The organism is Halomonas sp. LES1 (assembly GCF_031846005.1).
GTDB lineage: Bacteria > Pseudomonadota > Gammaproteobacteria > Pseudomonadales > Halomonadaceae > Halomonas.
Genome location: NZ_JAVRGC010000004.1, coordinates 1 through 22731 on the forward strand (window position 1 = coordinate 1; position 22731 = coordinate 22731).

The 22731-nt window shown below is 65.9% G+C and carries 18 protein-coding genes and 1 rRNA gene; 6 read left to right on the forward strand and 13 right to left on the reverse strand.

The features are described 5' to 3' along the window. From RM463_RS10335 to RM463_RS10355, 5 genes are all read right to left on the reverse strand, one after another. Positions 1 to 264: ribosomal RNA gene (locus RM463_RS10335) — 16S ribosomal RNA — on the reverse strand; the annotation flags it as partial. Between the two features lie 630 nt (positions 265 to 894). Continuing rightward, complete coding sequence (locus RM463_RS10340) at positions 895 to 2664, reverse strand: hypothetical protein (protein WP_195689318.1); 1770 nt, start codon at positions 2662 to 2664, stop codon at positions 895 to 897. Between the two features lie 131 nt (positions 2665 to 2795). After that, on the reverse strand, positions 2796 to 3482 hold the full coding sequence (locus tag RM463_RS10345) for a lactate utilization protein C (protein ID WP_195689317.1): 687 nt from the start codon (positions 3480 to 3482) through the stop codon (positions 2796 to 2798). Continuing rightward, complete coding sequence (locus tag RM463_RS10350; protein ID WP_311429955.1) at positions 3482 to 4933, reverse strand: LutB/LldF family L-lactate oxidation iron-sulfur protein; 1452 nt, start codon at positions 4931 to 4933, stop codon at positions 3482 to 3484. The genes RM463_RS10345 and RM463_RS10350 overlap by 1 nt, the downstream gene beginning before the upstream one ends. After that, positions 4930 to 5685 (reverse strand): (Fe-S)-binding protein, encoded by a 756-nt coding sequence (locus RM463_RS10355; RefSeq protein ID WP_195689315.1) that lies wholly within the window; start codon positions 5683 to 5685, stop codon positions 4930 to 4932. The genes RM463_RS10350 and RM463_RS10355 overlap by 4 nt, the downstream gene beginning before the upstream one ends. 330 nt (positions 5686 to 6015) lie before the next feature. On the opposite strand from RM463_RS10355, the gene RM463_RS10360 reads away from it, so the two are divergent. After that, positions 6016 to 6801: a GntR family transcriptional regulator gene (locus tag RM463_RS10360; protein ID WP_195689314.1), complete on the forward strand. Its 786-nt coding sequence runs from the start codon at positions 6016 to 6018 to the stop codon at positions 6799 to 6801. A 22-nt stretch (positions 6802 to 6823) separates the two neighbouring features. Here the strand turns inward: RM463_RS10360 and RM463_RS10365 are convergent, their stop codons facing one another. The 3 genes from RM463_RS10365 to RM463_RS10375 form a co-directional block, all read right to left on the reverse strand. Next, complete coding sequence (locus RM463_RS10365) at positions 6824 to 7495, reverse strand: metal-dependent hydrolase (protein WP_195689313.1); 672 nt, start codon at positions 7493 to 7495, stop codon at positions 6824 to 6826. Positions 7496 to 7574: 79 nt separating this feature from the next. Beyond that, the gene (locus RM463_RS10370) at positions 7575 to 8126 is read right to left on the reverse strand and encodes a gamma carbonic anhydrase family protein (RefSeq protein WP_195689312.1); all 552 of its coding nucleotides are present in this window, start codon (positions 8124 to 8126) and stop codon (positions 7575 to 7577) included. A 31-nt stretch (positions 8127 to 8157) separates the two neighbouring features. Continuing rightward, entirely contained in the window at positions 8158 to 9498 is a 1341-nt protein-coding gene (locus RM463_RS10375) for a sodium-dependent transporter (RefSeq protein WP_195689311.1), read from the reverse strand. A gap of 159 nt (positions 9499 to 9657) precedes the next feature. Here RM463_RS10375 and prlC point away from each other — a divergent pair, with 159 nt between their 5' ends. The 4 genes from prlC (at position 9658) to RM463_RS10395 (ending at position 15521) form a co-directional block, all read left to right on the forward strand. Continuing rightward, positions 9658 to 11706: an oligopeptidase A gene (gene prlC / locus RM463_RS10380; RefSeq protein WP_195689310.1), complete on the forward strand. Its 2049-nt coding sequence runs from the start codon at positions 9658 to 9660 to the stop codon at positions 11704 to 11706. Between the two features lie 51 nt (positions 11707 to 11757). Continuing rightward, on the forward strand, positions 11758 to 12000 hold the full coding sequence (locus tag RM463_RS10385) for a YheV family putative zinc ribbon protein (RefSeq protein ID WP_195689309.1): 243 nt from the start codon (positions 11758 to 11760) through the stop codon (positions 11998 to 12000). 252 nt (positions 12001 to 12252) lie between these two features. Beyond that, positions 12253 to 13236: a TAXI family TRAP transporter solute-binding subunit gene (locus RM463_RS10390; RefSeq protein WP_195689308.1), complete on the forward strand. Its 984-nt coding sequence runs from the start codon at positions 12253 to 12255 to the stop codon at positions 13234 to 13236. An 86-nt stretch (positions 13237 to 13322) separates the two neighbouring features. Next, on the forward strand, positions 13323 to 15521 hold the full coding sequence (locus tag RM463_RS10395) for a TRAP transporter permease (RefSeq protein WP_311429956.1): 2199 nt from the start codon (positions 13323 to 13325) through the stop codon (positions 15519 to 15521). 94 nt (positions 15522 to 15615) lie between these two features. Here the strand turns inward: RM463_RS10395 and metF are convergent, their stop codons facing one another. Further along, positions 15616 to 16458 carry a methylenetetrahydrofolate reductase [NAD(P)H] gene (gene metF / locus RM463_RS10400; RefSeq protein ID WP_195689306.1) on the reverse strand — a complete coding sequence of 281 codons (843 nt, stop codon included), beginning with the start codon at positions 16456 to 16458 and terminating at the stop codon, positions 15616 to 15618. Positions 16459 to 16621: 163 nt separating this feature from the next. On the opposite strand from metF, the gene RM463_RS10405 reads away from it, so the two are divergent. Continuing rightward, positions 16622 to 17557 (forward strand): AEC family transporter, encoded by a 936-nt coding sequence (locus RM463_RS10405; protein WP_195689305.1) that lies wholly within the window; start codon positions 16622 to 16624, stop codon positions 17555 to 17557. Between the two features lie 18 nt (positions 17558 to 17575). Here RM463_RS10405 and RM463_RS10410 read toward each other — a convergent pair whose 3' ends face one another. Genes RM463_RS10410 through nuoK form a run of 4 tightly spaced genes read right to left on the reverse strand, consistent with a single transcriptional unit; the run spans position 17576 to position 22723 of the window. Next, positions 17576 to 18985 carry an NADH-quinone oxidoreductase subunit N gene (locus RM463_RS10410; RefSeq protein ID WP_311429957.1) on the reverse strand — a complete coding sequence of 470 codons (1410 nt, stop codon included), beginning with the start codon at positions 18983 to 18985 and terminating at the stop codon, positions 17576 to 17578. Next, positions 18985 to 20472, reverse strand: a complete 1488-nt coding sequence (locus RM463_RS10415) for a NuoM family protein (protein WP_195689303.1) — start codon at positions 20470 to 20472, stop codon at positions 18985 to 18987. Before RM463_RS10415 ends, RM463_RS10410 begins: the two co-directional genes overlap by 1 nt. After that, positions 20469 to 22418, reverse strand: a complete 1950-nt coding sequence (locus RM463_RS10420) for a proton-conducting transporter membrane subunit (protein ID WP_311429958.1) — start codon at positions 22416 to 22418, stop codon at positions 20469 to 20471. The genes RM463_RS10415 and RM463_RS10420 overlap by 4 nt, the downstream gene beginning before the upstream one ends. Beyond that, positions 22418 to 22723 carry an NADH-quinone oxidoreductase subunit NuoK gene (nuoK, locus tag RM463_RS10425; RefSeq protein ID WP_195689301.1) on the reverse strand — a complete coding sequence of 102 codons (306 nt, stop codon included), beginning with the start codon at positions 22721 to 22723 and terminating at the stop codon, positions 22418 to 22420. Before nuoK ends, RM463_RS10420 begins: the two co-directional genes overlap by 1 nt. Between the last annotated feature and the right edge of the window lie 8 nt (positions 22724 to 22731).

The following is a 22731-nucleotide window of genomic DNA, read 5'->3' on the forward strand; positions in this document are numbered from 1 at the left end:
CCGTTACCTCACCAACTAGCTAATCCGACATAGGCTCATCCGATAGCGCAAGGTCCGAAGATCCCCTGCTTTCTCCCGTAGGACGTATGCGGTATTAGCCTGAGTTTCCCCAGGTTATCCCCCACTATCGGGCAGATTCCTATGCATTACTCACCCGTCCGCCGCTCGACGCCTGGAAGCAAGCTTCCATCGTTTCCGCTCGACTTGCATGTGTTAGGCCTGCCGCCAGCGTTCAATCTGAGCCATGATCAAACTCTTCAGTTTAAGATCATAAGTGCTTGAAGCAGCACCAAACTTGGCTCAAGGTTCAAACGTCTCAAATAGATCTTGCGATCTATGACGAGTCGCTTGCCTTGATGGTTCTGTGACATGATCACCGAGCCATCGACAAGCGCCCACATGAATTACCTGATCGATTGTTAAAGAGCGGCTCACGTCTCGTTGAGAGCGGAGCGTCTCGCTTGCTGTCGTGCCGTCGCTTTCGTTAATTACCGAAGAAGCGGCGGTCTCGCCAGCGCCCTGCGAGGAAGGCGTATTCTACGTGACTGGCTGTCGTTGTCAACCCGGCGAAGCATTCCGAGGAACCTTGCGAGTGACCGACACCTTTCGACATTCAACCCTTGAAGGGTCGTTTCGAGAGGATCGCCGCGGAGGCCTTGAAGCCGCCGTCACGAGTGGCGCACATTCTAGCGAATCTGCTGCGACTGTCAACCGGTGATTTTCGACGCCTTGCGAAAAAAACCATTGCAGAACAGCCACTTCTGCCACTTCTACCGCCTGCAACGTTTGCCCGTCGCCGGCAGCGGATGCGTACTTTACGGCTTTCCCCGCGGGCCCGCAAGGCCTTCCTGTAAAAAAGTCTCAGGGACCTGATAAATGGTCGAAGCCACCCTCTCAGCGCCTGACCTCAAGCCTGATGGTGCCGGAGCCGCCACCCACGTCCCAGGCCCTGACACCTAGGCCATAGCGACCGGCTTCCAGGAACTGGGTAAGGCGCGACCCGAGGCCAAGCCCATCGGCATCGTCGTTCTCTATCTCGACCCCATTTCCACTCAGGCTCAGTATCGTATCGACTGTCGGCGAGGTCGCTTCGAGCACAATCGTGGCGTCCTCTTCCAGCACCAGCTCGTAATCAAGCACGCCCCCGGGACTCAGGCTACCGACCACAGCGTCGCCGACCCTAACCTCGCCGCCATTGCGTAGTTCACCCTCGATGGCCTCACCGGCCACTTCCAGTCTGTAGGCCCCAGCCCCCGAATAGCTCTGGGCTTCCAGGGTATAGCTGCCCGGCTCGAGCACTGCCGACAGCAGCGCATCGAGGTTTCCGCCACTATCATCATCGCTGATATCGATACCATTGCCATGCAGGCGAAGCACGGCATCGAAGCTCGATGAGCCCAGCATCACCCTGACTCCCGCCGCCTCCTCCAGTGTCAGGCGATAACTGTTGGGGCCGCTGCCATCCAGAATGCCAACCAGGCTCTCTTCCAGCAGGATTTCCCCATCGTTGCGAAGCTCACCCTCGAAGGCAGAGCGCTGCATCTCGAGAGTGTAGTCACCCCCTGCGGCACCATAGCCCGACACCTGGACCTCATAGCGCCCCGGCAACAGCACGGTTTCCAGCAGTGCATCCGTGCCATTGATGCCTCCGCCACCATCATCATTGCTGAGGCTCTGCCCCTCGCCATCCAGGCTCAGCAGCGCATCGAACTGTGCCGAGCTCAACTCGATGGAAATCTCGGAAGGTTCGTCGATATCCAGGCGGTAGCGGTTACGCGCCCCGCTTTCGAGGACCCCGGTAATGCTGTCGCCTCCCCGCAGCGGCCCCTCATTGCGCATCCCGGTGGACAGATCGTCGGCGCTGGCCAGCAGCCGGTAGGCGTTACCCAGCACCAGGGTGTCACCTCCACATCCACTCGTCGCAGTCAGCGCATTGTCGGTGGCTGCAGCGGCGACCTCGACCCGATAGTCTCCCGGCTCCAGGTATGCCTCCAGGCGCTGCTCTTCGTCGGCACAGACCTGAACACGCTCTTCGCGCCCTTCACCATGCAGAGACAGTGCAAGAGCGCCGCCACTCGACAGCGCGAGGTCGAGACGACCCGCCTGTTCGAGTGTTATGACGTGACTCGCCTTGCCATCCTCACCGAGCGACCCGGTCAACGGCGTATCGAGGATCAGCTGCTCAGCCGAAGCGTGAGCCTGTGCCACGAGACGATAGGGGCCAAAGGAGGTCGCATCGCCGCCATTCACCACGACCAGCGTGCACGCCTCATGATCCGCACCTACCAGCAACGACGGCGACTCCCCCTCGGCGACTCCACGCAGGCTCCCACTCTTGTCGAACGCCGTCAGCACCCCGGGGAAGGCAGCATCCAGCACATAGGATGTCACCCCATCAGTCGCCTCGCCTGGGCAGATCCAGTGCGGGGAGTAGCGAGCCCCATCGTTGAGATTGATGGAGCTGGCTGTCGTCAGCTCTCCGCTTAGCGCATCGCCGACCGTCGCCTCCGGGGCCGACATGAAGCGAGCCTCTTCGGGCTGCCGCTCACTGCACCCCGCCAGCAGGGCAAGGCCCGCTACCACGGCAACCACCTTTCCGTGAAGACCAAGCCCCTGACGATCAGGCCCCGCCACCTTCCCGGCGTTCGATATCCTATCCTGCACGCACATGCTCCTTGTGTATCGAGGGAAGGGCCCCTCGCGATACGCCAACTATACCCCAATGGTACCCCTGCATCTCATGGCATTTCAGGCGTCTCCCAGACACCGGGCCGTCGCAATGCATACCCTGGCCCTCACTGCCGGGCAGAACTCCCGATCACATCGTCGGCATGGCGCACGATGACCACCAGTTCACGGGGGCCGTGAACACCATAGGCCAGGGTCTGCTCGATATCGGCGGTCTTGCTGGGGCCGGAGATCAGCAGCGCATTGGTCGGCATGCCGCTTGCCCAGCCATGCTTCTCGATCACGTCGAAGAAGGTGTCCTCCAGCGTCCTCCCGTCCAGCACCGCGATATGCAGCGGTGGCACCAGGCTGATCAGTCGCGGTTCATCCGGCGTGGGCCATAGCCACAGGCTGCCCGTCTCGGCGATGGCGCCACGGGTCGAGGTCAGGCCGGCATCGACATCATCGAACTGCTCACGCTGCCACTGTTCGATATCGCGATCGACGTCGACCAGCTCCACCTCCGCATTGACCAGGGCCCGGCGCGCCTCGACGGCGACCGGATGCTGTTTGCCCAGGGCCAGGCGGCGCACCCCCTTGTCGACAAGCACCTTCGCCAGCACATCGGTCCAGTCCTCCTCGGCGGCATGGACCACCTCGCCGTGCACCGAGCCAATCCAGCGCTCGAAGCGCACCAGCCGCTCCTCCCGGCTCCAGCCGCGGCCGGTCACCACGGCAAAGTCGCTATCGGGGGCACTCAACGCCCCATCCGCACGCTCCCGCAGCCGCTTGAGAATCGCATCCCGAGCACTCATCAGCGCTCCTCCTTGTCGGTCTTGGCTGCCTGATGCTGCTTGACCAGCGCATGCAGGGTAGTGGTCGCCGGCCTTGGTGCGCTGCGATGCTGCGTCCAGGCACCCAGCCTGGCAGGCGTCAGCGCCCGCAGCCTGCCGGCCACCGAGGTGCCGGCGCGCCAGGCCGCAGGGTGTGTCGCCAACCACTGGAACCCCTTCCAGGCGGCCACTTCCTTGCGGGTTCGCTTGATCCCGGCACCGGCCACATTGCCGCGCCCCTCGCCGACCGATTTTCGGCGCAGCCGCACCAGCAGGTCGGGGATCGGGATCTTCACCGGACAGACCTCGCCACAGGCGCCGCACAGACTCGACGCCGTGGGCAGATCCCGGGTCTCCTCCAGCCCCATCAGATGGGGTGAAAGAATGCTGCCGATGGGACCGGGGTACGTCGTGCCGTAGGCATGCCCTCCCACACGCGTATAGACGGGGCAGTGATTCATGCAGGCGCCGCAGCGAATGCAGCGCAGGGTATCGAGCAGCTCATTGTCCTGGTAAATGCTGGAGCGACCGCTGTCCACCAGCACCAGATGCACCTCCTTCGGACCATCATGCTCCCCCTCCTTGCGGGGCGAGCTGATCATGTTGAAGTAGGTGGTGACATGCTGACCGGTGGCCGAGCGGGTGAGCAGCGAGTAGAGAGGCGGCACATCGCGCAGATGCTCGACCACCTTCTCGATACCCGTCACCGCCACATGCACCGGAGGCACCGTGGTCGTCATCCGACCATTGCCTTCGTTTTCCACCAGGCACAGGGTGCCGGTCTCGGCGACCGCGAAATTGACTCCGGAGACCCCTACACCGGCGGCCATGAAGCGTTCGCGCAGCTGCTGCCTGGCCGCCGCCGTCATGGCATCGACGTCCCGGGTACGCTCGGTTCCGGTCTTGTCGTGCATGATCTCGGAGATCTCATCGGTATTGAGATGGATCGCCGGCATGATGATATGGGAAGGGGTCTGCTGGTTGAGCTGCACCAGGTACTCACCGAGATCCGACTCCAGCGCCTCGATCCCGGCCTCTTCCAGATGCGCGTTGAGATGCATCTCCTCGGAGACCATCGACTTGCCCTTGATCACCGAGGTCGCGCCATGGTTCTCGCAGATGCCACGGATGATTCGGCAGGCTTGCTCCCCGTCTTCGGCCCAGTGCACCTTGATGCCATTGGCCTCGCAGTTGGCCTCCAGCTTCTCCAGCAGGTCAGGCAGCCTGGCAAGCGCCCGCAGGCGAATGTTGGCGCCCAGCTCACGCAGGGCATCCAGGTCCCAGTCATCGAAGCTGTCGAGACGCTTGGCCATCAGGCCATCCATCGCCTTGCGGAAGTTGGCGCGTATCTGGGGATTTCCCAGGGCATCGTGAGCCTGGCGATGGAATTCACGGGGAGTATAGGTTTGAACGCCGGCCGTCTGTTCGCTCATGAGGTCCTCCGCCACAGGTAACTGGCGATATGCTCGCCCTTGACCGCCTTGCCCTGCTGCTCGAAGCGACCCCCGATGTTCATCATGCAGCCGCAGTCAGAGGTGATGAAGCGGCGCGCCCCGGTCGCCTCGATGGCCCGGGCCTTGTCTTCCACCATGGCGGCCGAGACCTCGGGGTGACGCACGGCAAAGGTGCCACCGAAACCACAGCACTCGCTGGCCCGCGCCTGCTCGACCAGCTCCACCCGCCCCAGCGCTGCCAGCAGGGCGGGACCGGTGTCGGCCAGCCCCATTTCACGGCGGGCGCTGCAGGAGGTATGCATGGCGACCTTCTCGGGCTCGCCGCGATCCTCGAGGTCGAGATGGCAGACGTGGACCAGGAACTCGGTCAGTTCAAAGATGCGCCCGGCCACCTCGCAGGCCTGCTCCTCGAGATCGGTACCGGCGAAGAGCTGGGGGTAGTGCTTGCGCATCATGCCGCCGCAGGAGCCCGAGGGCACGATGATCGGCCAGGGGCCGGGGAAGAGATCGAGTTGCGCCGCCGCCACGGCACGGGCCTCATGATGATAACCGGAGGTATAGGCCGGCTGGCCACAGCAGGTCTGGTCCTGGGGAAACAGCACCTCGATTCCCTCACGCTCCAGCAGCCGGATGGCATCCATCCCGGCCTCTGGATAGAGAAGGTCGATCAGGCAGGTGCCGAAAAGATAGACCTTGTCCGGCCTCGGCGGATAGAGCTTGACGGCAGTCATCGGCGATTCCTTTATCGGCTGGCGAGCCAGGTGTTTTGGTAAAATGGTAAAACCAATTTTTTCCAGATGAGTTGGCGGACATTAAGGAGACTCATACGACAGTGTCAAACGAGACCCGCCGTTTTTTTCCTTGCTCCCTGCCTAGACATTAGTCTAGTTCTCTACCTGGCGGCTCCAACCTTTTGAAATTGTGAGACTCTTTTTGAAACTGAAAGAACTCTTTCGCACTCTCGAAAAAACCACACCGATGATTATTGGTATTACCAATATCTTGCCGTAAGATGCCGTCAACCCTATCTTATCTACCTCACCAGCCGCCGGAACCTCACCATGGCCTACCCTCCCCTGCGCCAACCACGTCTGGCCGACGTGATCACCGAACGCCTCGAAGCGATGATTCTGGAGGGCAGCCTCCAGCCCGGCCAGAAGCTGCCCCCCGAACGCGAGCTGGCCGAACGCTTCAGCGTCTCACGCCCCTCGTTGCGCGAGGCGATCCAGAAGCTGTCGGCCCGCGGCCTGCTGATCAGCCGCCAGGGGGGCGGCACCTTCGTCAGCAAGGAGCTCAACAGCGGCTATAGCGACCCCTTGCTGGAGATGCTGTCACGTCACGGTGAGTTTCATCTGGATCTGCTGGAGTTTCGCGATGCCATGGAGGGCATCTCGGCCTACTACGCCGCGCTGCGTTCGACCCCCACCGACAAGGCGCTGCTGATCCGTCGTTTCGAGGAGCTCGAAGCCTGCTTCCAGGGGCACGATCCTGTCGAGGAGGCCAAGGCCGATGCGGCCTTCCACCTGGCGATCGCCGAGGCCGCCCACAATGTGCTGCTGCTGCACACCATACGTGGCATCTTCCATCTGCTGGAGCGCAGCATCGCCGACAACCTCGCCCATCTGTTCGAGCGGCCGGAAGCTCGCCCCCAGCTGATGCTCCAGCACCGCGCCCTGCTCGACGCCATCCTCGAGGGGCGCGCCGAAGACGCCAGGGCCCGCGCCCACGAGCACCTGGTATTCGTCGAAGAGGGACTGCTCGAGATGGAGCGCGCCGAGACTCGGGCCCAGCGCGCCCTGCGTCGCGCCCAGCGAGTGCCGGGTACACGCCGTGATGGCGATGCCTGAAAGCGGGCCCGGTCGCCGCCCCTCAGCGCCAGAACGAGACGCCCTGAACGAGCAGCTCTCGCAACACCGGCCAGGGCGGCAACCAGGGCAACAGGTTGGCCCCGGCGGCGAGCATCACCAGGGAGTTGCCGGGTGAGCGCCAGTCCAGTGGCTTGAGCGCGGTACCGAAGGAGCGCTTGATACGCCCCCCGGTGAGATCGACGCTGTAGAGCTCATCGAGCAGCAGGTGGAGCACGAAACCCAGCGCAAGCGCCACGCCATGGCCCCAGGCCATGGCACCGGGTTGTGCCAACAGGCGGTAGCTGAGCGCCGTGGTCGACAGGCCACAGAAGGCCGCCGCCAGCAGCGAGTGCCAGATGCCGCGATGTACGGTGAGGCGAGCGAACAGGGCGCCGGCGAGGTGACGTACCCCCAGGTAGAGGGCGCCACAGGCCAGCAGCAGCCCCCCCGTGGAGAGCCGCCCTTGTAGCACCAGGGCCCCGGCCACCACCGCCGGCACGGCCAGCAGGTTGAATACCAGCCGGATCGCTCGTGAGCTGTCGGCGTCGATATCGGGCAGGATGCCGCCGAGGGTCACCAGCGCCAGCACGGGCAGTGCCTGCCAGACATCCCACAGCCCCGCCTGCCAGCCACCGTGGGCAACCACGGCTCCGCCGGCGGCGGCCACGCCAAGGTGGGTGCGGAAATTGGCCATGCCGGAGCGGCCCTCAAAGAGCTGGATAAATTACCAGATTATCGCTCGCCCGGGCATGCAGAAACAATGGGTTAGTAAATTAATCGTCGCTCGAGGCCAGATACTCGTCCTTGAGTCTTACATAGTTGCCGGCGGTGTAGGGAAAGAACTCTCGCTCCTTCTCCTTCAGGGGACGCAGCGCCTTGGCCGGATTGCCGGCATAGACATGGCCGCTCTCGAGCCGCTTGCCAGGCGTCACCACGGCACCGGCGGCGATGATGACCTCATCCTCCACCTCGGCCCCATCCATGACGATGGCCCCCATGCCCACCAGGATACGACTGCCCAGGGTGGCCCCATGGAGTATCGCCTTGTGCCCGATGGTCACATCATCGCCGATGGTCAGCGGAAAGCCGCCGGGATTGAAGTCGCTGGCGTGGGTGATATGCAGCACGCAGCCATCCTGCACGCTGGTGCGGGCGCCGATACGGATACGATGCATGTCGCCACGGATCACCGCCATGGGCCATACCGAGCAGTCGTCACCCAGCGTCACATCGCCGAGCACCAGGCTTGCCGAGTCGATATAGACCCGCTCACCAAGGCTCGGGCGCTTGCCTTTCCAGGGCCGTATGGCCTTCGAGTCGCTCATCATGATCTCCTCATCTTCGATCGGGCGGGGCTCAGACCAGCCCGGCCACCAATACTACCAGCGTCAACGGAATGGCAATCCAGCGGGTCACCATCCGCCACAGCGCAAAGCCGCTATCGCTCACCCCCAGGGCACGACGCGCCGTGGACTCCGGCAGCACCCAGGCGGCAAAGATGGCAATCAGCATCCCGCCCAGCGGGAGGAAGATCTCCGGGGGGATGGTGCTGACCAGTTCGAAGCCGTTCATGCCGAACAGCGGTCGCCACTCGGCCAGGCTCGAGAAAGAGAACACCGTCAGCAGCCCCAGCAGCCACACGGCCAGGCCTACCAGAGCCGCGGAGACCCCACGCTGCAGCCCCAGTCCCTGCAGGGTGACGACCATGGGCTCGGCCAGATTGATCGACGACGTCCAGGTGGCCAGCAGCAGCAGCAAAAAGAAGAAGCTCAACCATAGCGCGCCCCAGGGCAGCTCGGCGAAGGCGATGGGCAGGGTGACGAACATCAGGCCGGGTCCCTCACCGGGGTCCATGCCCTGGGAGAACACCACCGAGAAGATCGCGATACCGGCCAGCAAGGCCACGGTAACATCGAGGACCGCCACCGCCCCGACGGCACGCGGCAGGCTCTGGTGGTCCGGCATGTAGGCCCCATAGGCCATCAACGCACAGGCACCCACGGCCAGGGTGAAGAAGGCGTGCCCCATGGCGTGCATCACCACCAGCGGGGTCACCGCCGAGAAGTCGGGTCGAAACAGCCACGCCAGCGCGGTACCGAAGCCGCTGGTGGTGGTGGCATACCCCGCCAGCATCAACAACAGCAGATAGAGTAGCGGCATCAGCACGTTGTTGAGGCGTTCGAGTCCCTTGGCCACGCCGGCAGCCACCACCAGTATGGTCATCAGCAAAAACAGGGTGTGATTGAAGATCATGCGCCCGGGGTCGGCCAGGAAGGCCTCGAAACCGGCACCGACCTCGGCGGGCGCGGCGCCCCGAAACTCGCCATTGATGGAAGCCACCAGAAACTCGATGGACCACCCGGACACCACCGAATAGAAGGAGAGGATGCAGAACACCGTCAAGGCGCCGAACAGCCCCAGCAGCCGCCAATGGCGGCTGGCTCCGGCCGCCGCGGCCAGATGCCCCAGCGACGCCACCGGGCTGCGCCGCCCGGCTCGGCCCACCATGATCTCGGCCATCATCACCGGCAGCCCCAGCAGCAGCACGAAGGCCACATAGAGCACCAAGAACACCGCCCCGCCGTTCTCGCCGGTGATATAGGGGAAGCGCCAGATATTGCCCAGCCCCACCGCCGCCCCGGTAACCGCCAGGATAAAGGCGCGCCGCGTGCTCCAGCGCTCCAGCGTCTCGCTCATCTTTGCATCTCCCGAAACACGGCGTGCGCCGCCCGCACGCTTGAAAGCCAGCAAGCCTAGCAGCCCGACTCACGGCGGCAAACCCTGGCGACGCACATTGAAACCCGACGCCTCCGCCCGCATCTTAGGGAAGGATCCCACTTTCTTCCCGAGGTATGCATGTCCCGCAACCCCCTGCTCGAGACCCATGAGCTCCCTCCCTTCGAGGCCATTCGCCCCGAGCACGTGGTGCCAGCCATCGATGAGCTGCTCGCCGAGAACCGTCAAGCCATCGAGGCACTGGTCGAGCGGGCCGAGCGGGAGCCACCCAGCTGGCAGAGCCTCGCCGCTCCCCTGGAGTCGCTGAATGACCGTCTGTCGCGTGCCTGGTCACCGGTCTCCCACCTCAATGGCACCATGAACAACCCCGAGCTGCGCGAGGCCTATCAGGCCTGCCTGGGCAAGCTCTCCGACTACAGCACCTGGCTCGGCCAGCACGAGGGGCTGTTCCGTGTCTGGCAGGCCCTCAAGGAGGGGGCGGCCTGGGAAGCTCTCGACGCGGCCCAGCGGCGTACCGTCGACAACACCCTGCGCGACTTCCGTCTCGCCGGCGTCGATCTGCCTGCCGAGAAGAAGCGCCGCTATGGCGAGATCAAGGCGCGACTCTCCGAGCTCTCCAACACCTTCTCCAACCAGCTGCTCGATGCCACCCAGGCCTGGCACCTGGAGCTCGCCGACGAATCCCGCCTGGCCGGCCTGCCGGAGAGCGCCCTGGCCACCCTGCGCGCCAACGCCGAGGCCAAGGGGGAAACCGGCTACCGCATCACCCTGGACTTCCCCAGCTTCTTCCCGGTGGTCACCTACGCCGATGATCGCGAACTGCGCCGCGAGGTCTACACCGCCTTCGTCACCCGCGCCTCGGACCAAGGCCCTCACGCCGACCAGTACGACAACGCCCCGCTGATGGAGGAGATACTCGCTCTGCGCCACGAGCTGGCCCGGCTGCTGGGCTTTGCCACCTACGCCGACTACTCGCTGGAGACCAAGATGGCCGAGTCTCCGGCCGAGGTGCAGCGCTTCCTCGAGGACCTGGCCACCCGTGCGGTCCCCCAGGCCCGCCAGGAGTTCGCAGAGCTCGAGGCCTTCGCCGCTCAGCAACTGGGCATGAACCATCTCGAGCCCTGGGATATCGGCTACGTCAGCGAGAAGCTCCGCGAGGCGCGCCACGCCATCAACGAGGAGCAGCTGCGGCCCTACTTTCCCGCCCCCCGTGTGGTCGATGGGCTGTTCCAGGTCGTCGAGCGCCTGTTCGGCATCACCTTCCGCGAGGACGAGCAGGCGCCGCGCTACCACCCTGACGTGCGCTTCTTTCGCATCCTCGAGAACGGCGAGGCGATCGCCGGCTTCTATCTGGACCTCTATGCCCGCGAGGGCAAGCGCGGCGGTGCCTGGATGGACGAGTGCCGGGTGCGCCGCCACGAGGGGGATGCCCTGCAGCTGCCGGTGGCCTATCTGACCTGCAACTTCACCCGTCCGGTGGGCAGTCGACCGGCGCTGCTGACCCACGACGAGGTGGTCACCCTCTTCCACGAATTCGGTCACGGTCTGCACCATATGCTGACCCGCCAGACCATCGCCGATATCTCGGGCATCAACGGCGTGGCCTGGGATGCGGTGGAGCTGCCCAGCCAGTTCATGGAGAACTACTGCTGGGAGCGTGAGGGGCTCGATCTGATCGCCGGTCACGTCGACAGCGGGGAGCCGTTGCCCGGCGAGCTGCTCGAGAAGCTGCAGGCGGCCAGAAACTTCCAGTCGGCCATGGGCATGGTGCGCCAGCTGGAGTTCTCGCTGTTCGACCTGCGCCTGCACCACGAGCTCGAGGCGCCCTCCGCCAGCGAGCTCCAGGCGCTGCTCGATGCGGTACGTGATGCCGTCTCGGTGGTGCCCAGGGCCTCCTTCAACCGCTTCCAGAACGGCTTCGGTCATATCTTTGCCGGGGGCTACGCGGCGGGCTACTACAGCTACAAGTGGGCCGAGGTCCTCTCCGCCGACGCCTGGAGCGCCTTCGAGGAGGCGGGCATCTTCGACCCCGAGACCGGGGGCCGTTTCCGCAGCGAGATCCTCGAACAGGGCGGCGCCCGCGACGCCGCCGAGCTTTTCCAGGCCTTCCGCGGCCGCGCGCCCAGTGTCGAACCGCTACTGCGTCATAGCGGCATCACTGCCGGTTGACCCAACGTCACCCCCGCCTCGGCCCACGGGCCGAGGCCTACAGGAGTCTTCATGGCCATCCAGAAACGCTTTATCGCCGGCGCCATCTGCCCACGCTGTGCCGAGATGGACCGAATTCGCAGCTGGGAACAGAACGGCATCCGCTACCGCGAGTGTGTCAGCTGCGACTTCTTCGAGCAGCTGCCCATCGAGGAGCAGGCCGCCCCTGAGCTGGCCACCCGTATCGATCGCACGCACCGAGAAGAGCCCACCGAGGACTTCCAGACGGTCAAGATCATCGACCCCAAGGGCTAACGATGCGGCTCCCCGCTCCGCTGGTCGGCCCGGACAGCACGACCGGGGATCCATCAGCCGATTGCGATTGATTCAAATCAATGCTTCTCTCTTCACGCGATTCGACCCATGCCCCGGCATGGGTCGAATGGTATACGTTGAATGGAGCGGCGTTGATGACCGCTACACTCCTGCCCCGAACTGCCAGAATGACACGGTATCTCTCGGGCATCCGCGTCCGAGTCATCACCCACCCCATGAAGGAGCTACGCCATGCGTCTTCTCTCCCCCCGTCTGCTCGCCGGCACCGTCGCCGGCACTCTTCTGGTAGCCGCCTCCGCCGCCGCCCAGGACCGCAGTGACTGGCCCGAGAACTTCACCGTCGGCACCGCCAGCCAGGGCGGCACCTACTTCGTCTACGGCTCCGGCTGGGCCAACCTGATCGCCGAGGAGCTGGGTCTCTCCGGCGGGGGTGAGGTCACCGGCGGTCCCAACCAGAACCTCGCCCTGGTCCACACCGGTGATATCGCCCTGGGACTGACCACCATGGGGCCCGCCGCCGAGGCCCTGGCCGGCGAAAGCCCTCTCGCCCCGGGGGTACCGCTGGACAATGTCTGTGCTCTCTTCCCGATGTACGAGACACCGTTCTCCATCACCACCCTGGCCGACAGCGATATCGAGTCGATCGCCGACATCCCCGACGGCGCCAGCATCGGCTTCGGCCCGGCGGCCTCTACCTCCGACACCTACTTCCCGGCCATTCTCGAGGAGCTGGGTGTCGAGTTCGATCGTCGCAACGGCGGCTGGAACGACCTGGGCGGCCAGCTGCAGGATGGCCTGATCGATGTCATCGCCTTCGCTGCCGGCATCCCGATCCCTGCGGTCAGCCAGCTCGAGGTGCAGACCGATATCAATATCGTCGAGTTCACCGAGGAGGAGCAGGCCAAGGTACTCGAGGCGTTCCCGGTATCGCCCTTCATGATTCCGGCCAGCACCTACCAGACCCTGGAAGAGGATGCCCGTGCCGTCTCCATGTGGAACTTCACCATCGCCGGCTGCGACCTGCCCGAAGACTTCGTCTACGAGATCACCAAGCTGAGCCTGGAGAACAACGACAAGATGATGGATATCCATCGCAGTGCGGCCACCAGCATTCCGGAGAACTTCCAGTACAACACCGTGCTGCCCTTCCATCCGGGCGCGGTGCGCTGGTACGAGGAGAACGGCTACGAGATTCCCGATAACCTGAAGCTGTAACCACGCAAGACCCTGACGCCGCCCCGGGTCGCCGAGCGACCCGGGGCGGCATGCCTGCCGTCCGTTTCACACCCAAGGGTGTTTTCATGTCCCAACATCCCGAATCCCGCGACGACACCGGCACCGACGATGTCGTCGAGGTCGTCACTGCCGAAGGCGTCGACGAGGCCGCCGTCGAATCCAACCGGCGCCTGTATACCGGCTGGCAGTGGCTGCTCTTCGGTGCGCTGGCCATCGCCTATTCGCTGTTTCACCTCATCTCGCTCAACGTCTATCCACTGGAGACCTGGTCATTTCGCATCCTGCACATCGCCGGGGCGCTGATACTCGGCTATGGCCTCTATGCCGGCACCCGCTTCGCCGAGCATGACCGCGAGCGCTCCCCCGCCTGGATGCGCTGGCTGAGCTATGCCCTGCTGGCGCCGGCCCTGTATGCCCTGGTGCGCGTGGCCATGATGTATCAGGCAATGAACGATGGGGCCATGCGCATCGCCCCGGCGATCGAGGCCTGGCACTTCGGCTATCCGCTGATCCTGGCCACCGTCGCCGGCATCCTGCTCTCCTGGGCCTATCGCCAGGTACGCGAATCCCTGTCACCCGCCGACCTGGTACTGATGGTCTGCGCCCTGGCGGTGGCCGGCTACCTGCTGGTGATGTTCAACAGCCCGCTGCGCGCCTCCACCGGCACCCCGTTTGCCCCCATGGGCATCTCCTATGCCGCCATCGCCGGCTCGCTGCTGATCCTCGAGCTGACCCGGCGGGTCGCCGGCCTGGCCCTGGTGGTCATCTCGGTGCTCTTCCTGCTCTATGTGTTCGCCGGCCCCTATCTGCCGGGCTTTCTGGGCTACCCCGGGCTCTCCGTGGGCCGCTTCTTCAGCCAGGTCTACACCGACGCCGGTATCCTGGGGCCGACCACCGCCGTCTCCTCCACCTATATCATCCTGTTCATCATCTTCGCCGCCTTCCTGCAGGCCTCGAAGGTGGGGGACTACTTCGTCAACTTCGCCTTCGCCGCCGCCGGCCGTGCCCGTGGCGGCCCGGCCAAGGTGTCGATCTTCGCCTCTGGTCTGATGGGCATGATCAACGGCACCTCGGCCGGCAACGTGGTCTCCACCGGCTCGCTGACGATCCCGCTGATGAAGAAGGTGGGCTACCCGTCCCGCAGCGCCGGCGCCATCGAGGCCGCCGCCTCGACCGGCGGTCAGATCATGCCGCCGATCATGGGGGCCGGGGCCTTCATCATGGCCGAGGTCACCGGCATCCCCTACACCGAGATCGCCGTGGCGGCCCTGATTCCCGCCATCCTCTACTTCCTGTCGATCTACTGCATGGTCGACTTCGAGGCCGCCCGCAAGGGGATGCGCGGCATGCGCAAGGAGGAGATTCCCCAGTTCCGACGGCTGGTCAGGCAGATCTACCTGTTCGCACCGATCATCATCCTGATCGCCGCCCTGTTCATGGGCTACTCGGTGATCCGTGCCGGCACCCTGGCCACCGCCTCGGCGGCCGTGGTGAGCTGGCTCACGCCTCACAGGATGGGCATCCGCGCCATCCTCAAGGCGCTGCAACTGGCCGGCGCCATGTCGATCCAGATCATCGCCGTGTGCGCCTGCGCCGGCCTGATCGTCGGGGTGATCGCCTTGACCGGGGTCGGTGCGCGCTTCTCCTCGCTGCTGCTGGGCCTGGCCGGGGTCAGCCAGCTGCTGGCGCTGTTCTTCGCCATGTGCATCTCGATCCTGCTCGGCATGGGCATGCCCACCACCGCCGCCTATGCGGTGGCTGCCTCGGTGGTCGCTCCGGGCCTGATCAGCATCGGTATCGAGCCGCTGGTCGCGCACTTCTTCGTGTTCTACTTCGCGGTGGTATCGGCGATCACGCCTCCGGTGGCACTCGCCTCCTATGCCGCGGCGGGCATCTCCGGCGACAACGCCATGGGCACCTCGGTGGCCTCGTTCAAGATCGGCCTGGCCGCCTTTATCGTGCCCTTCATGTTCTTCTACAGCCCCGCCATGCTGATGGAGGGCTCCTGGGTGCAGATCCTGCGAGTCGGCGTTACCGCCACCCTGGGCATCATCCTGCTGGCCGCGGTGGTCCAGGCCTGGTTCTTCGGCCCGGTGAAGAGCTGGCAGCGGGTGGTGATGTTGATCGGTGCGCTGTTCATGATCTACGGCGGCATCGTCACCGATATCGCCGGCCTGGCCATCGGCGCCGGCCTGGTCCTGATGCAGCGCCGCCTGCACGGCAAGGGCGGAGGAGGTGGATCACCGGCCTCCTCCGCCGGCTGACGCCTCACCGTCACCCACCACGCGAAGGGCCCCGCCGGATGGCGGGGCCCTTCTGCGTTCCCTGGCCGAGAATCCAGGGCAGGCACTGCCGGCCTCAGCCGACGATATTGTCCACAATCTTCAGGCTCGGGGCGGCCTGGTTGAGGGTGTAGAAGTGAAGGCCTGGCGCGCCCCCATCGAGCAGCCGCTGACAGAGGCGTGAGATCACCTCTTCACCGAAGGCGGCAATCGACTCGCTGTCATCGCCGTAGGCCTCCAGCTGCTTGCGCATCCAGCGCGGAATCTCGGCGCCGCAGGCATCGGAGAAGCGCGCCAGCTTGGTGTAGTTGGTGATCGGCATGATCCCCGGGATGATAGGCGTATCGACCCCCAGGGCCTGGGCCCGCTCCACGAAGTGGAAGTAGGCATCGGCATTGAAGAAGTACTGGGTAATGGCGAGGTTGGCACCGGCCTTCACCTTGCGCGCGAAGTTCTCGACATCCAGCGCCAGGCTGGGGGCCTGGGGGTGCGACTCGGGATAGGCGGCCACGGCGATCTCGAAGTGATCACCGCTCTCCTCGCGGATAAACTCGACGAGCTCATTGGCATAGCGGAATTCACCGACGCCGCCCATGCCCGAGGGCAGGTCACCCCGCAGGGCCACCAGGCTTTCGATGCCCTCCTCCCGGTAGCGGGCCAGCAGCTCGCGCAGCTGCCCCTTCTCGCTACCGATGCAGGAGAGGTGGGGCGCGGTGGTGATGCCCGCCTCACGTACCTGGCGCACGGTATTCAGGGTACGGTCCTGGGTGGACCCCCCGGCGCCATAGGTCACCGAGAAGAAGCGCGGCCCACGCTCGGCCAGAGCGTCGCGCACACCGACCAGCTTCTCGCGACCGGCCGCGGTGTTGGGCGGGAAGAATTCGAAGCTGATACCCAGTGGGTGCTGCTGCGTGCTCATCGGATCTCCTCATGAAGCGTCTGCATGATGTGTCCATTGTGACGAGTCGTTACCCGACCCACCAATGAAAGATTCGTGGCCTCATATCGATTTCATTCAAGTTGGCCCCCGGCCAGCGCCACGGGCATCATGATGCCCCGGAGTCATCAGACAAGGATTTTGCATGCACGCCATCGACCCCAGCGCCCTGATGGGCCCATTGTGGATACTGTTGAGCTATGTCGCCCTGGGCTGGCTGGCCGCTCGCCGGCTGGCGGTGGACCCACGCCCCATCGCGACCCTGCTGATCTACCTGGTGGCACCCCTGACCTTCTTTCGCGGCCTGGTTCAGGGCGGCCCCACGCCCAGCTTCCTGCTGTTGACCCTGGCCGCCTTCGTCACCGCCAGCCTGCTCGCCCTGCTGGTGCACCGCCTGATCCGGCACGGCTTTGCCCCCCAGGAGAGCGCCCTGCTGGCCTTCTCCGCCGGCACCGGCAACACCGGCTACTTCGGCCTGCCGGTGGCCCTGGTGCTGCTGCCACCGGAGGGGATCACCCTCTACCTGTTCTGCGTGCTGGGCATCACCCTCTACGAGTTCACGGTGGGCTTCTACCTCAGCGCCCGGGGGCAGTTCTCGGTCGCCGAGAGCCTGGCCAAGATCGTGCGGCTGCCGCTGATCTACGCCTTCCTGGCGGCACTGGTGGTCAGCGGCCTGGGCCTGACGATACCGGCGACCGCCATGGAGGGGCTGGCGGTATTTCCCGCCACCTACACCCTGCTGGGCATGATGATCATCGGCATGACGCTGGGCAGGGTCAGCATTCGCGAGCTGGATGGTCGCTTTATCGGGGCCTGCGTGGCGATCCGTTGCGTGCTCTGGCCGCTGCTGGCGCTGGGCGCGGTGCTGCTGCTCCAGGCCATCACGCCGCTCTCGCGGGAACTGGCCATGGCCATGCTGCTGCTGGGGGTGGTACCCATGGCCGCCAACGTGGTGGTGGTGGCCATGGAGCTGGGCATCGCCCCGGGCAAGGGCGCCCAGGCGGTGCTGATCACCACCCTGGCCGCGCCGCTGCTGATACCGCTCTACCTGACACTGATGATGCGCCTGACCGGGCTCTGACGGGGCGGTGCGTCGAGTCTAGGAGACAAAACGCAGTGCGGACGCCAGCCCCAGCCCGGCCTCCGCACCCAGGCTCGCCGCGATGAGCAGTACGCCGCTGGCCAGTAGCGCCAGCCAGGACCCGCTACCCAGCACGTGCACCTCGCCTTCCAGGGGCTTGAACATGGTGACCGCGATCACCCTCAGGTAGTAGAACAGCGACAGCACGGTATTGACCACGGCCACCACGGCAAGCCAGGTATAGCCGCCGGCGATGGTCACCTTGAACAGCAGGAACTTGCCGAAGAAGCCCACCAGCGGCGGGATGCCCGTCAGCGACAGCAACGCCAGGATCAGTATCGCCGTGGCGATCGGCTGGGCGCGGCCCAGGCCTTGGTAGTCCTCGAGGGCCGTGCGTCCGCGCAGATGGGTCACCACGGCGAAGGCGGCGAGGTTGGCGACAAGATAGGCCGCCAGGAAAGCCAGCAACGCCGCCAGCGCCTGGGGCTCGACGCCGATCACCACCACTGCCATCAGCGCATAGCCGGACTGGGAGACCGAGGACCAGCCCAGCAGTCGGCGCACATCGGTCTGCCTGAGCGCCGCCAGATTGCCCAGGGTCATGGTCACCACGGCGATCAGGGCGACGATGGCCGGCCACCATTGACTCGCCGGCAGCAGACTGACGAAGCGCGCCAGAGCCACGGCGGCGCCGACCTTGGGCGCCACGGTGAGCAGCGCGGCGATGGGCGCCGGGGCGCCCTGGGCGACATCCGGCATCCAGGCATGGCCGGGAAAGGCCGCCAGCTTGAAGGTCAGCCCCAGCACGATGCAGGCCACCGCCACGCTCAGTGCCAGCGGCGCCGCATCGGGAGACGCCGCCAGCACCTGAGCCGTGCGCGCATAGTCGGTGTCGCCCACCAGCCCGAACAGCAGCACCACGCCGACCACCAGCAGCGAGTTGGTCAACGCGCCGATCAGGAAGTACTTCATGGCCGCTTCTAGGGCCGGCTTGAAGCCGCGATGGTAGGCCACCAGCGGGTAGCTGGCGGTGGACGAGAGTAGGATGCCCACCACCAGCTCCATGCTGTCGTGGGCCGAGGCCATCATGATCACGCCGAGCAGGGTGAACAGGCACAGCGCATAGTACTCCCCGTGGCGCCGGTCGCTGCGCATCCAGTCCGGCGACAGCGCCACGGCGATGGCGCCGGCCAGCAGCACCAGCAGCTTGGCGGCCACCGCCGTGTCCAGCGCCCAGACGCCGGAGAAGGTCAGCGCCGGCGGCGGCGGCCATTGCAGCACGCTCAGGATGCCGGCCAGCGCCAGGGCGACCAGGGCCAGTCCGGCGGCCCAGCCCTGGCGTTCGTGGGGCGCGAAGGCGGCGTACAGCACGATGATCACCGCGCCGAGGAGCAGGGCGATTTCCGGTGCCAGGTCACCGATGGGCATCAGCGACCTCCCAGCAGCAGCGCGTTCGAGGCCTCGATCAGCGTCAGCAGGAAACGCGGAGAGATACCGATCACCAGGATGCCCGCGGAGAGCACGGCGAGCACCCCCCACTCGGCGCGCGCCAGATCCTTGAAGCCGCCCAGGTGGGAGGGCAGGCGGCCGAAGAACAGCCGGCGCAGCAGGTCCAGGAACAGCGCCGCGGTGATCAGGATGCCCAGCACGCCGAGCACCGTCAGCCAGGGATAGACGGCGAAGGTGCCGGCGAACACCTGGAACTCGGCGACGAAGCCGGCCAGTCCCGGCATGCCCAGGCTGGCGAAGGCCGCCAGCACCGTGAAGCCGGTAAGCAGCGGCGCCCGATGGGCCAGGCCACCGTAGTGATCGAGGGCATAGTCGCCGTTGCGCTGCCAGAAGGAGCCGCAGATCAGGAACAGCGCCCCGGTGATGAGGCCATGGGCGACCATCTCCACCGTCGCCCCGGTCAGGGCCAGCTGGCGCGCGGCCAGGTTATCGGAAAACATTGCCGCCGCCACGGCGATCCCCAGCACCGTGTAGCCCATGTGGTTGATCGAGGTGTAGGCGATGCGCCGCTTGAGATTGCTCTGGCCCAGCGCCACCAGGGCGCCGTAGAGGATCGCCACCAGGGCGACGATACCTACCGTCAGCGAATGGTCGGCGAAGGTCTCCTGCATCATGGCGAAGGGAAGGCGCACCATGCCGTAGGTCCCCATCTTGAGCAGCACCCCGGCGAGGATCGCCGAGGCCGGCCCCGGCGCATCGACATGGGCCTGGGGCAGCCAGGTGTGCAGCGGCACCAGCGGCGTCTTGATGGCGAGCCCCAGCATCAGCGCCAGGAACACCAGCCCCGCGTAGAGCCCGGTGCCCGCCAGAGGCTGCTGCTCGATCAGTACCCGCATATCGAAGCTGTGCGGCTCCACCGACAGATAGAGGCCGATGATCGCCAGCAGCAGCAGCAGCGAGCCGGCGAAGGTGTAGAGGAAGAACTTGAGCGCCGAGACCTGGGGCGTGCCGTGGCCCCAGCGGCCGATAAGGAAGAACATGCCCACCAGGGACAGATCGAAGAACACGTAGAAGAGCAGCAGGTCCAGGGTCAGGAAGACGCCCAGGGAGACCGCCTCCAGGAACAGCAGCCAGGCATAGTACTGGCGGGGCTGGCCCAGGGTATCCACGGGGTAGACGATGGCGGCGACGAACAGCAGTGCGCTCATGGTCGCCACCGCCAGGGCGATGCCGTCGACGCCGACCCGGTAGGCCACGCCGAGGCTCGGCACCCAGCGCAGCTCGACGACATGCTGGAACAGCGGCCCCGCCGGATCGAAGCCGATCCAGGCGATTACCAGCGCCAGCAGCGACAGCGCGGCCATCATCGCCGCCCACTGACGCGCTCGCGCCTCGCTCCAGCGCGGGAAGGCGGCGAGCGCGATGGCACCCACCAGGGGCAGGATCCAGGCGAGGGTCAGCGTCATGGCAGGGCTCCTAACACCAGAATGATCAGGAAGAGGGTGAGGCCGATAGCGATGCCGGCGTAATAGTGGTGGGTCTGACCGCTCTGGGCCTGGCGCGCCCAGTAGCCGCCCCATTCGCTCAGGCGGGTCATGAGTCCGGGCACACCCTCGGAGAGGGTCTCGCCCTCTCGGGCATGGCGCCGCGCCAGCCACTGGGCAAGGCGCGCCGTGCCATGCAGCCCGGCATCCACGACCCGATCGTCGAAACGCGAAAGGAGGCGCCGCGCCAGCCACTGGGCAAGACGCGTCGTGCCACGCAGCCCGGCGTCCACGATGCGGTCGTCGAAGCGCGCCAGGCAGCGGCCGAGAATCAAGGACCCCCGCACGACTGCCTGGATCAGCGCCGGCAGGCCGAACCAGTCGGCGGCGCGCTCCTGCCAGGCGCTCGAGCGAGGCTGGCGACGCGCCATGACGAACCCCGCGGCGATGCCCAGCACCACCAGCGTAAGCGAGACGATCAGTTCCCAGGGCTTGCCCTCCGGCAGGCGCCCGGGCAGGGCCTCGGCGAGCCAGGCCTGGGCCTCGGGCCACCAGACGAGCGAGAGCAGCAGCGTCACCCCGGACAGCGTCACCAGAGCCCCGCCTTCGGCCAGGGACGGTCGAGGGCCCTGGGGTAGCCCCGAGCGCGCATGACGCGGCGGCCACCCATAGGCCAGCAGCTGGAAGCGCGTGGCATAGAGCGCGCTCACGCCTCCGGCCAGGGCCACCAGCAGCGCCAGCCAGATCGCCTCCTGCCCCGCCGCCGCGGCGATCCGCTCCTTGCTCCAGGCCGCCCCCATGGGAACCATGCCCGCCAGGGCCAGACTCATCGCCCCGGTCGCCAGGGCGATGCCCGGCAAACGGCGTCCCTGGCGCATCTCCTGCAGCCGATAGCTGCCGACCTGGCGCTCGGCGATACCCGCCGACAGGAACAGGCCCGCCTTGAGGAAGGCATGGGCGACGAAGTGCAGCAGGGCCACCATGGGGAAGCCCGCCCCCACCGCGACCCACATCAGGCCGTACTGGGCCGACGTCGAGGCCGCCAGCAGCTTCTTGGCGTGATTCTGGAAGACGCCCGCCACGCCACCGACCAGGGCGGTGGTCAGGCCCAGGCCGATGACCAGCGGTGCGAACCAGTCAACGGCGGACAGCGCCGGCTGCAGGCGCGCCAGCAGGTAGATGCCCGCCGCCACCAGGGTCGCCGAGTGCAACAGCGCCGACACCGGCACCGGGCCGGCCATGGCGGCGAACAGCCAGGAGGAGAACGGCACCTGGGCCGACTTGGCCGCCGCCGCCAGCAGGATGCCGGCCACCGCGACACTCAATAGACCGCCGTCCAGGGCCGCCAGGTCGGCGTAGTCGAAGCCGCCGCTGCCGGCGAACAGCGCCGCCGCGGCGATATATAGCCCCAGATCGCCGAAACGGGTGACCAGGAAGGCCTGGGCCGCCTCCCCGGGTACCTCCGCCCTGCCCCAGTGATGAGAGATCAGCGCCCAGGAGCACAGGCCCACCAGCTCCCAGGCGATCAGCAGCGTCAGTAGATCACCCGCCAGCACCAGCAGCTGCATGGCGCCGACGAAGGCCACCAGCAGCGCCATCAGTCGCCGTCCCTGGCGTTCGACACGGCGCTGGTCAACCCCCAGCGTCACCTCATGAAAGCCGGCATAGACGACGATCGGCAGCGCCACCAGCGGCACCATGATGGCGAAGAGACGACCGGCGGTGGAGAGCTCGAGAGTCAGCGTCAGTGCCTCGCTCCAGGCAACGCTGCCCTGCCAGCCGCTCGTTACCGCCAGCCCGGCCAGCACCAGGGTGGCCAGTACGCTAAGCGCCGTGGCAAGCGAAAGCCCCAAGCGTCCCAGGCGCTGCCCTCCCGGGTAGAGCAGGAGCGCGCCCAGCAGCGGCCACAGCACGAGCGTCCACAGCATCAGTGCTTCAACTCCGTGATGCCCTCGGTCACGTCTGCCTGATTAGTGCGAAACACCGCCACTACCAGGGCGAAGCCCATGGCCATCTCGATGGCCATCACCGCCATGACCACGATGGTCAAGAGCTGCCCCTCCGGCACCCCGGCACCGCTCAAGGCCCAGAAGGCCACGGCGGCGAGCATGACGCCGTTGAGAATCAGCTCCAGGCCCATCATCAGCATCACGAAGGACTGCTGGGACAGCGCGCCATAGACGCCGATACCGATCAGCGCGGCGGCCAGCAGCAGTAGGGTCGTCAGCGTCATTTCGGCCT

What these genes read in the sequence shown, in the direction of transcription:
- RM463_RS10345 (WP_195689317.1), bottom strand. Translation starts at nt 3,482, where the DNA reads ATGAGTGCTCGGGATGCGATTCTCAAGCGGCTGCGGGAGCGTGCGGAT.
- RM463_RS10350 (WP_311429955.1), bottom strand. Translation starts at nt 4,933, where the DNA reads ATGAGCGAACAGACGGCCGGCGTTCAAACCTATACTCCCCGTGAATTC.
- RM463_RS10355 (WP_195689315.1), bottom strand. Translation starts at nt 5,685, where the DNA reads ATGACTGCCGTCAAGCTCTATCCGCCGAGGCCGGACAAGGTCTATCTT.
- RM463_RS10360 (WP_195689314.1), top strand. Translation starts at nt 6,016, where the DNA reads ATGGCCTACCCTCCCCTGCGCCAACCACGTCTGGCCGACGTGATCACC.
- RM463_RS10365 (WP_195689313.1), bottom strand. Translation starts at nt 7,495, where the DNA reads ATGGCCAATTTCCGCACCCACCTTGGCGTGGCCGCCGCCGGCGGAGCC.
- RM463_RS10370 (WP_195689312.1), bottom strand. Translation starts at nt 8,126, where the DNA reads ATGAGCGACTCGAAGGCCATACGGCCCTGGAAAGGCAAGCGCCCGAGC.
- RM463_RS10375 (WP_195689311.1), bottom strand. Translation starts at nt 9,498, where the DNA reads ATGAGCGAGACGCTGGAGCGCTGGAGCACGCGGCGCGCCTTTATCCTG.
- prlC (WP_195689310.1), top strand. Translation starts at nt 9,658, where the DNA reads ATGTCCCGCAACCCCCTGCTCGAGACCCATGAGCTCCCTCCCTTCGAG.
- RM463_RS10385 (WP_195689309.1), top strand. Translation starts at nt 11,758, where the DNA reads ATGGCCATCCAGAAACGCTTTATCGCCGGCGCCATCTGCCCACGCTGT.
- RM463_RS10390 (WP_195689308.1), top strand. Translation starts at nt 12,253, where the DNA reads ATGCGTCTTCTCTCCCCCCGTCTGCTCGCCGGCACCGTCGCCGGCACT.
- RM463_RS10395 (WP_311429956.1), top strand. Translation starts at nt 13,323, where the DNA reads ATGTCCCAACATCCCGAATCCCGCGACGACACCGGCACCGACGATGTC.
- metF (WP_195689306.1), bottom strand. Translation starts at nt 16,458, where the DNA reads ATGAGCACGCAGCAGCACCCACTGGGTATCAGCTTCGAATTCTTCCCG.
- RM463_RS10405 (WP_195689305.1), top strand. Translation starts at nt 16,622, where the DNA reads ATGCACGCCATCGACCCCAGCGCCCTGATGGGCCCATTGTGGATACTG.
- RM463_RS10410 (WP_311429957.1), bottom strand. Translation starts at nt 18,985, where the DNA reads ATGCCCATCGGTGACCTGGCACCGGAAATCGCCCTGCTCCTCGGCGCG.
- RM463_RS10415 (WP_195689303.1), bottom strand. Translation starts at nt 20,472, where the DNA reads ATGACGCTGACCCTCGCCTGGATCCTGCCCCTGGTGGGTGCCATCGCG.
- RM463_RS10420 (WP_311429958.1), bottom strand. Translation starts at nt 22,418, where the DNA reads ATGCTGTGGACGCTCGTGCTGTGGCCGCTGCTGGGCGCGCTCCTGCTC.
- nuoK (WP_195689301.1), bottom strand. Translation starts at nt 22,723, where the DNA reads ATGACGCTGACGACCCTACTGCTGCTGGCCGCCGCGCTGATCGGTATC.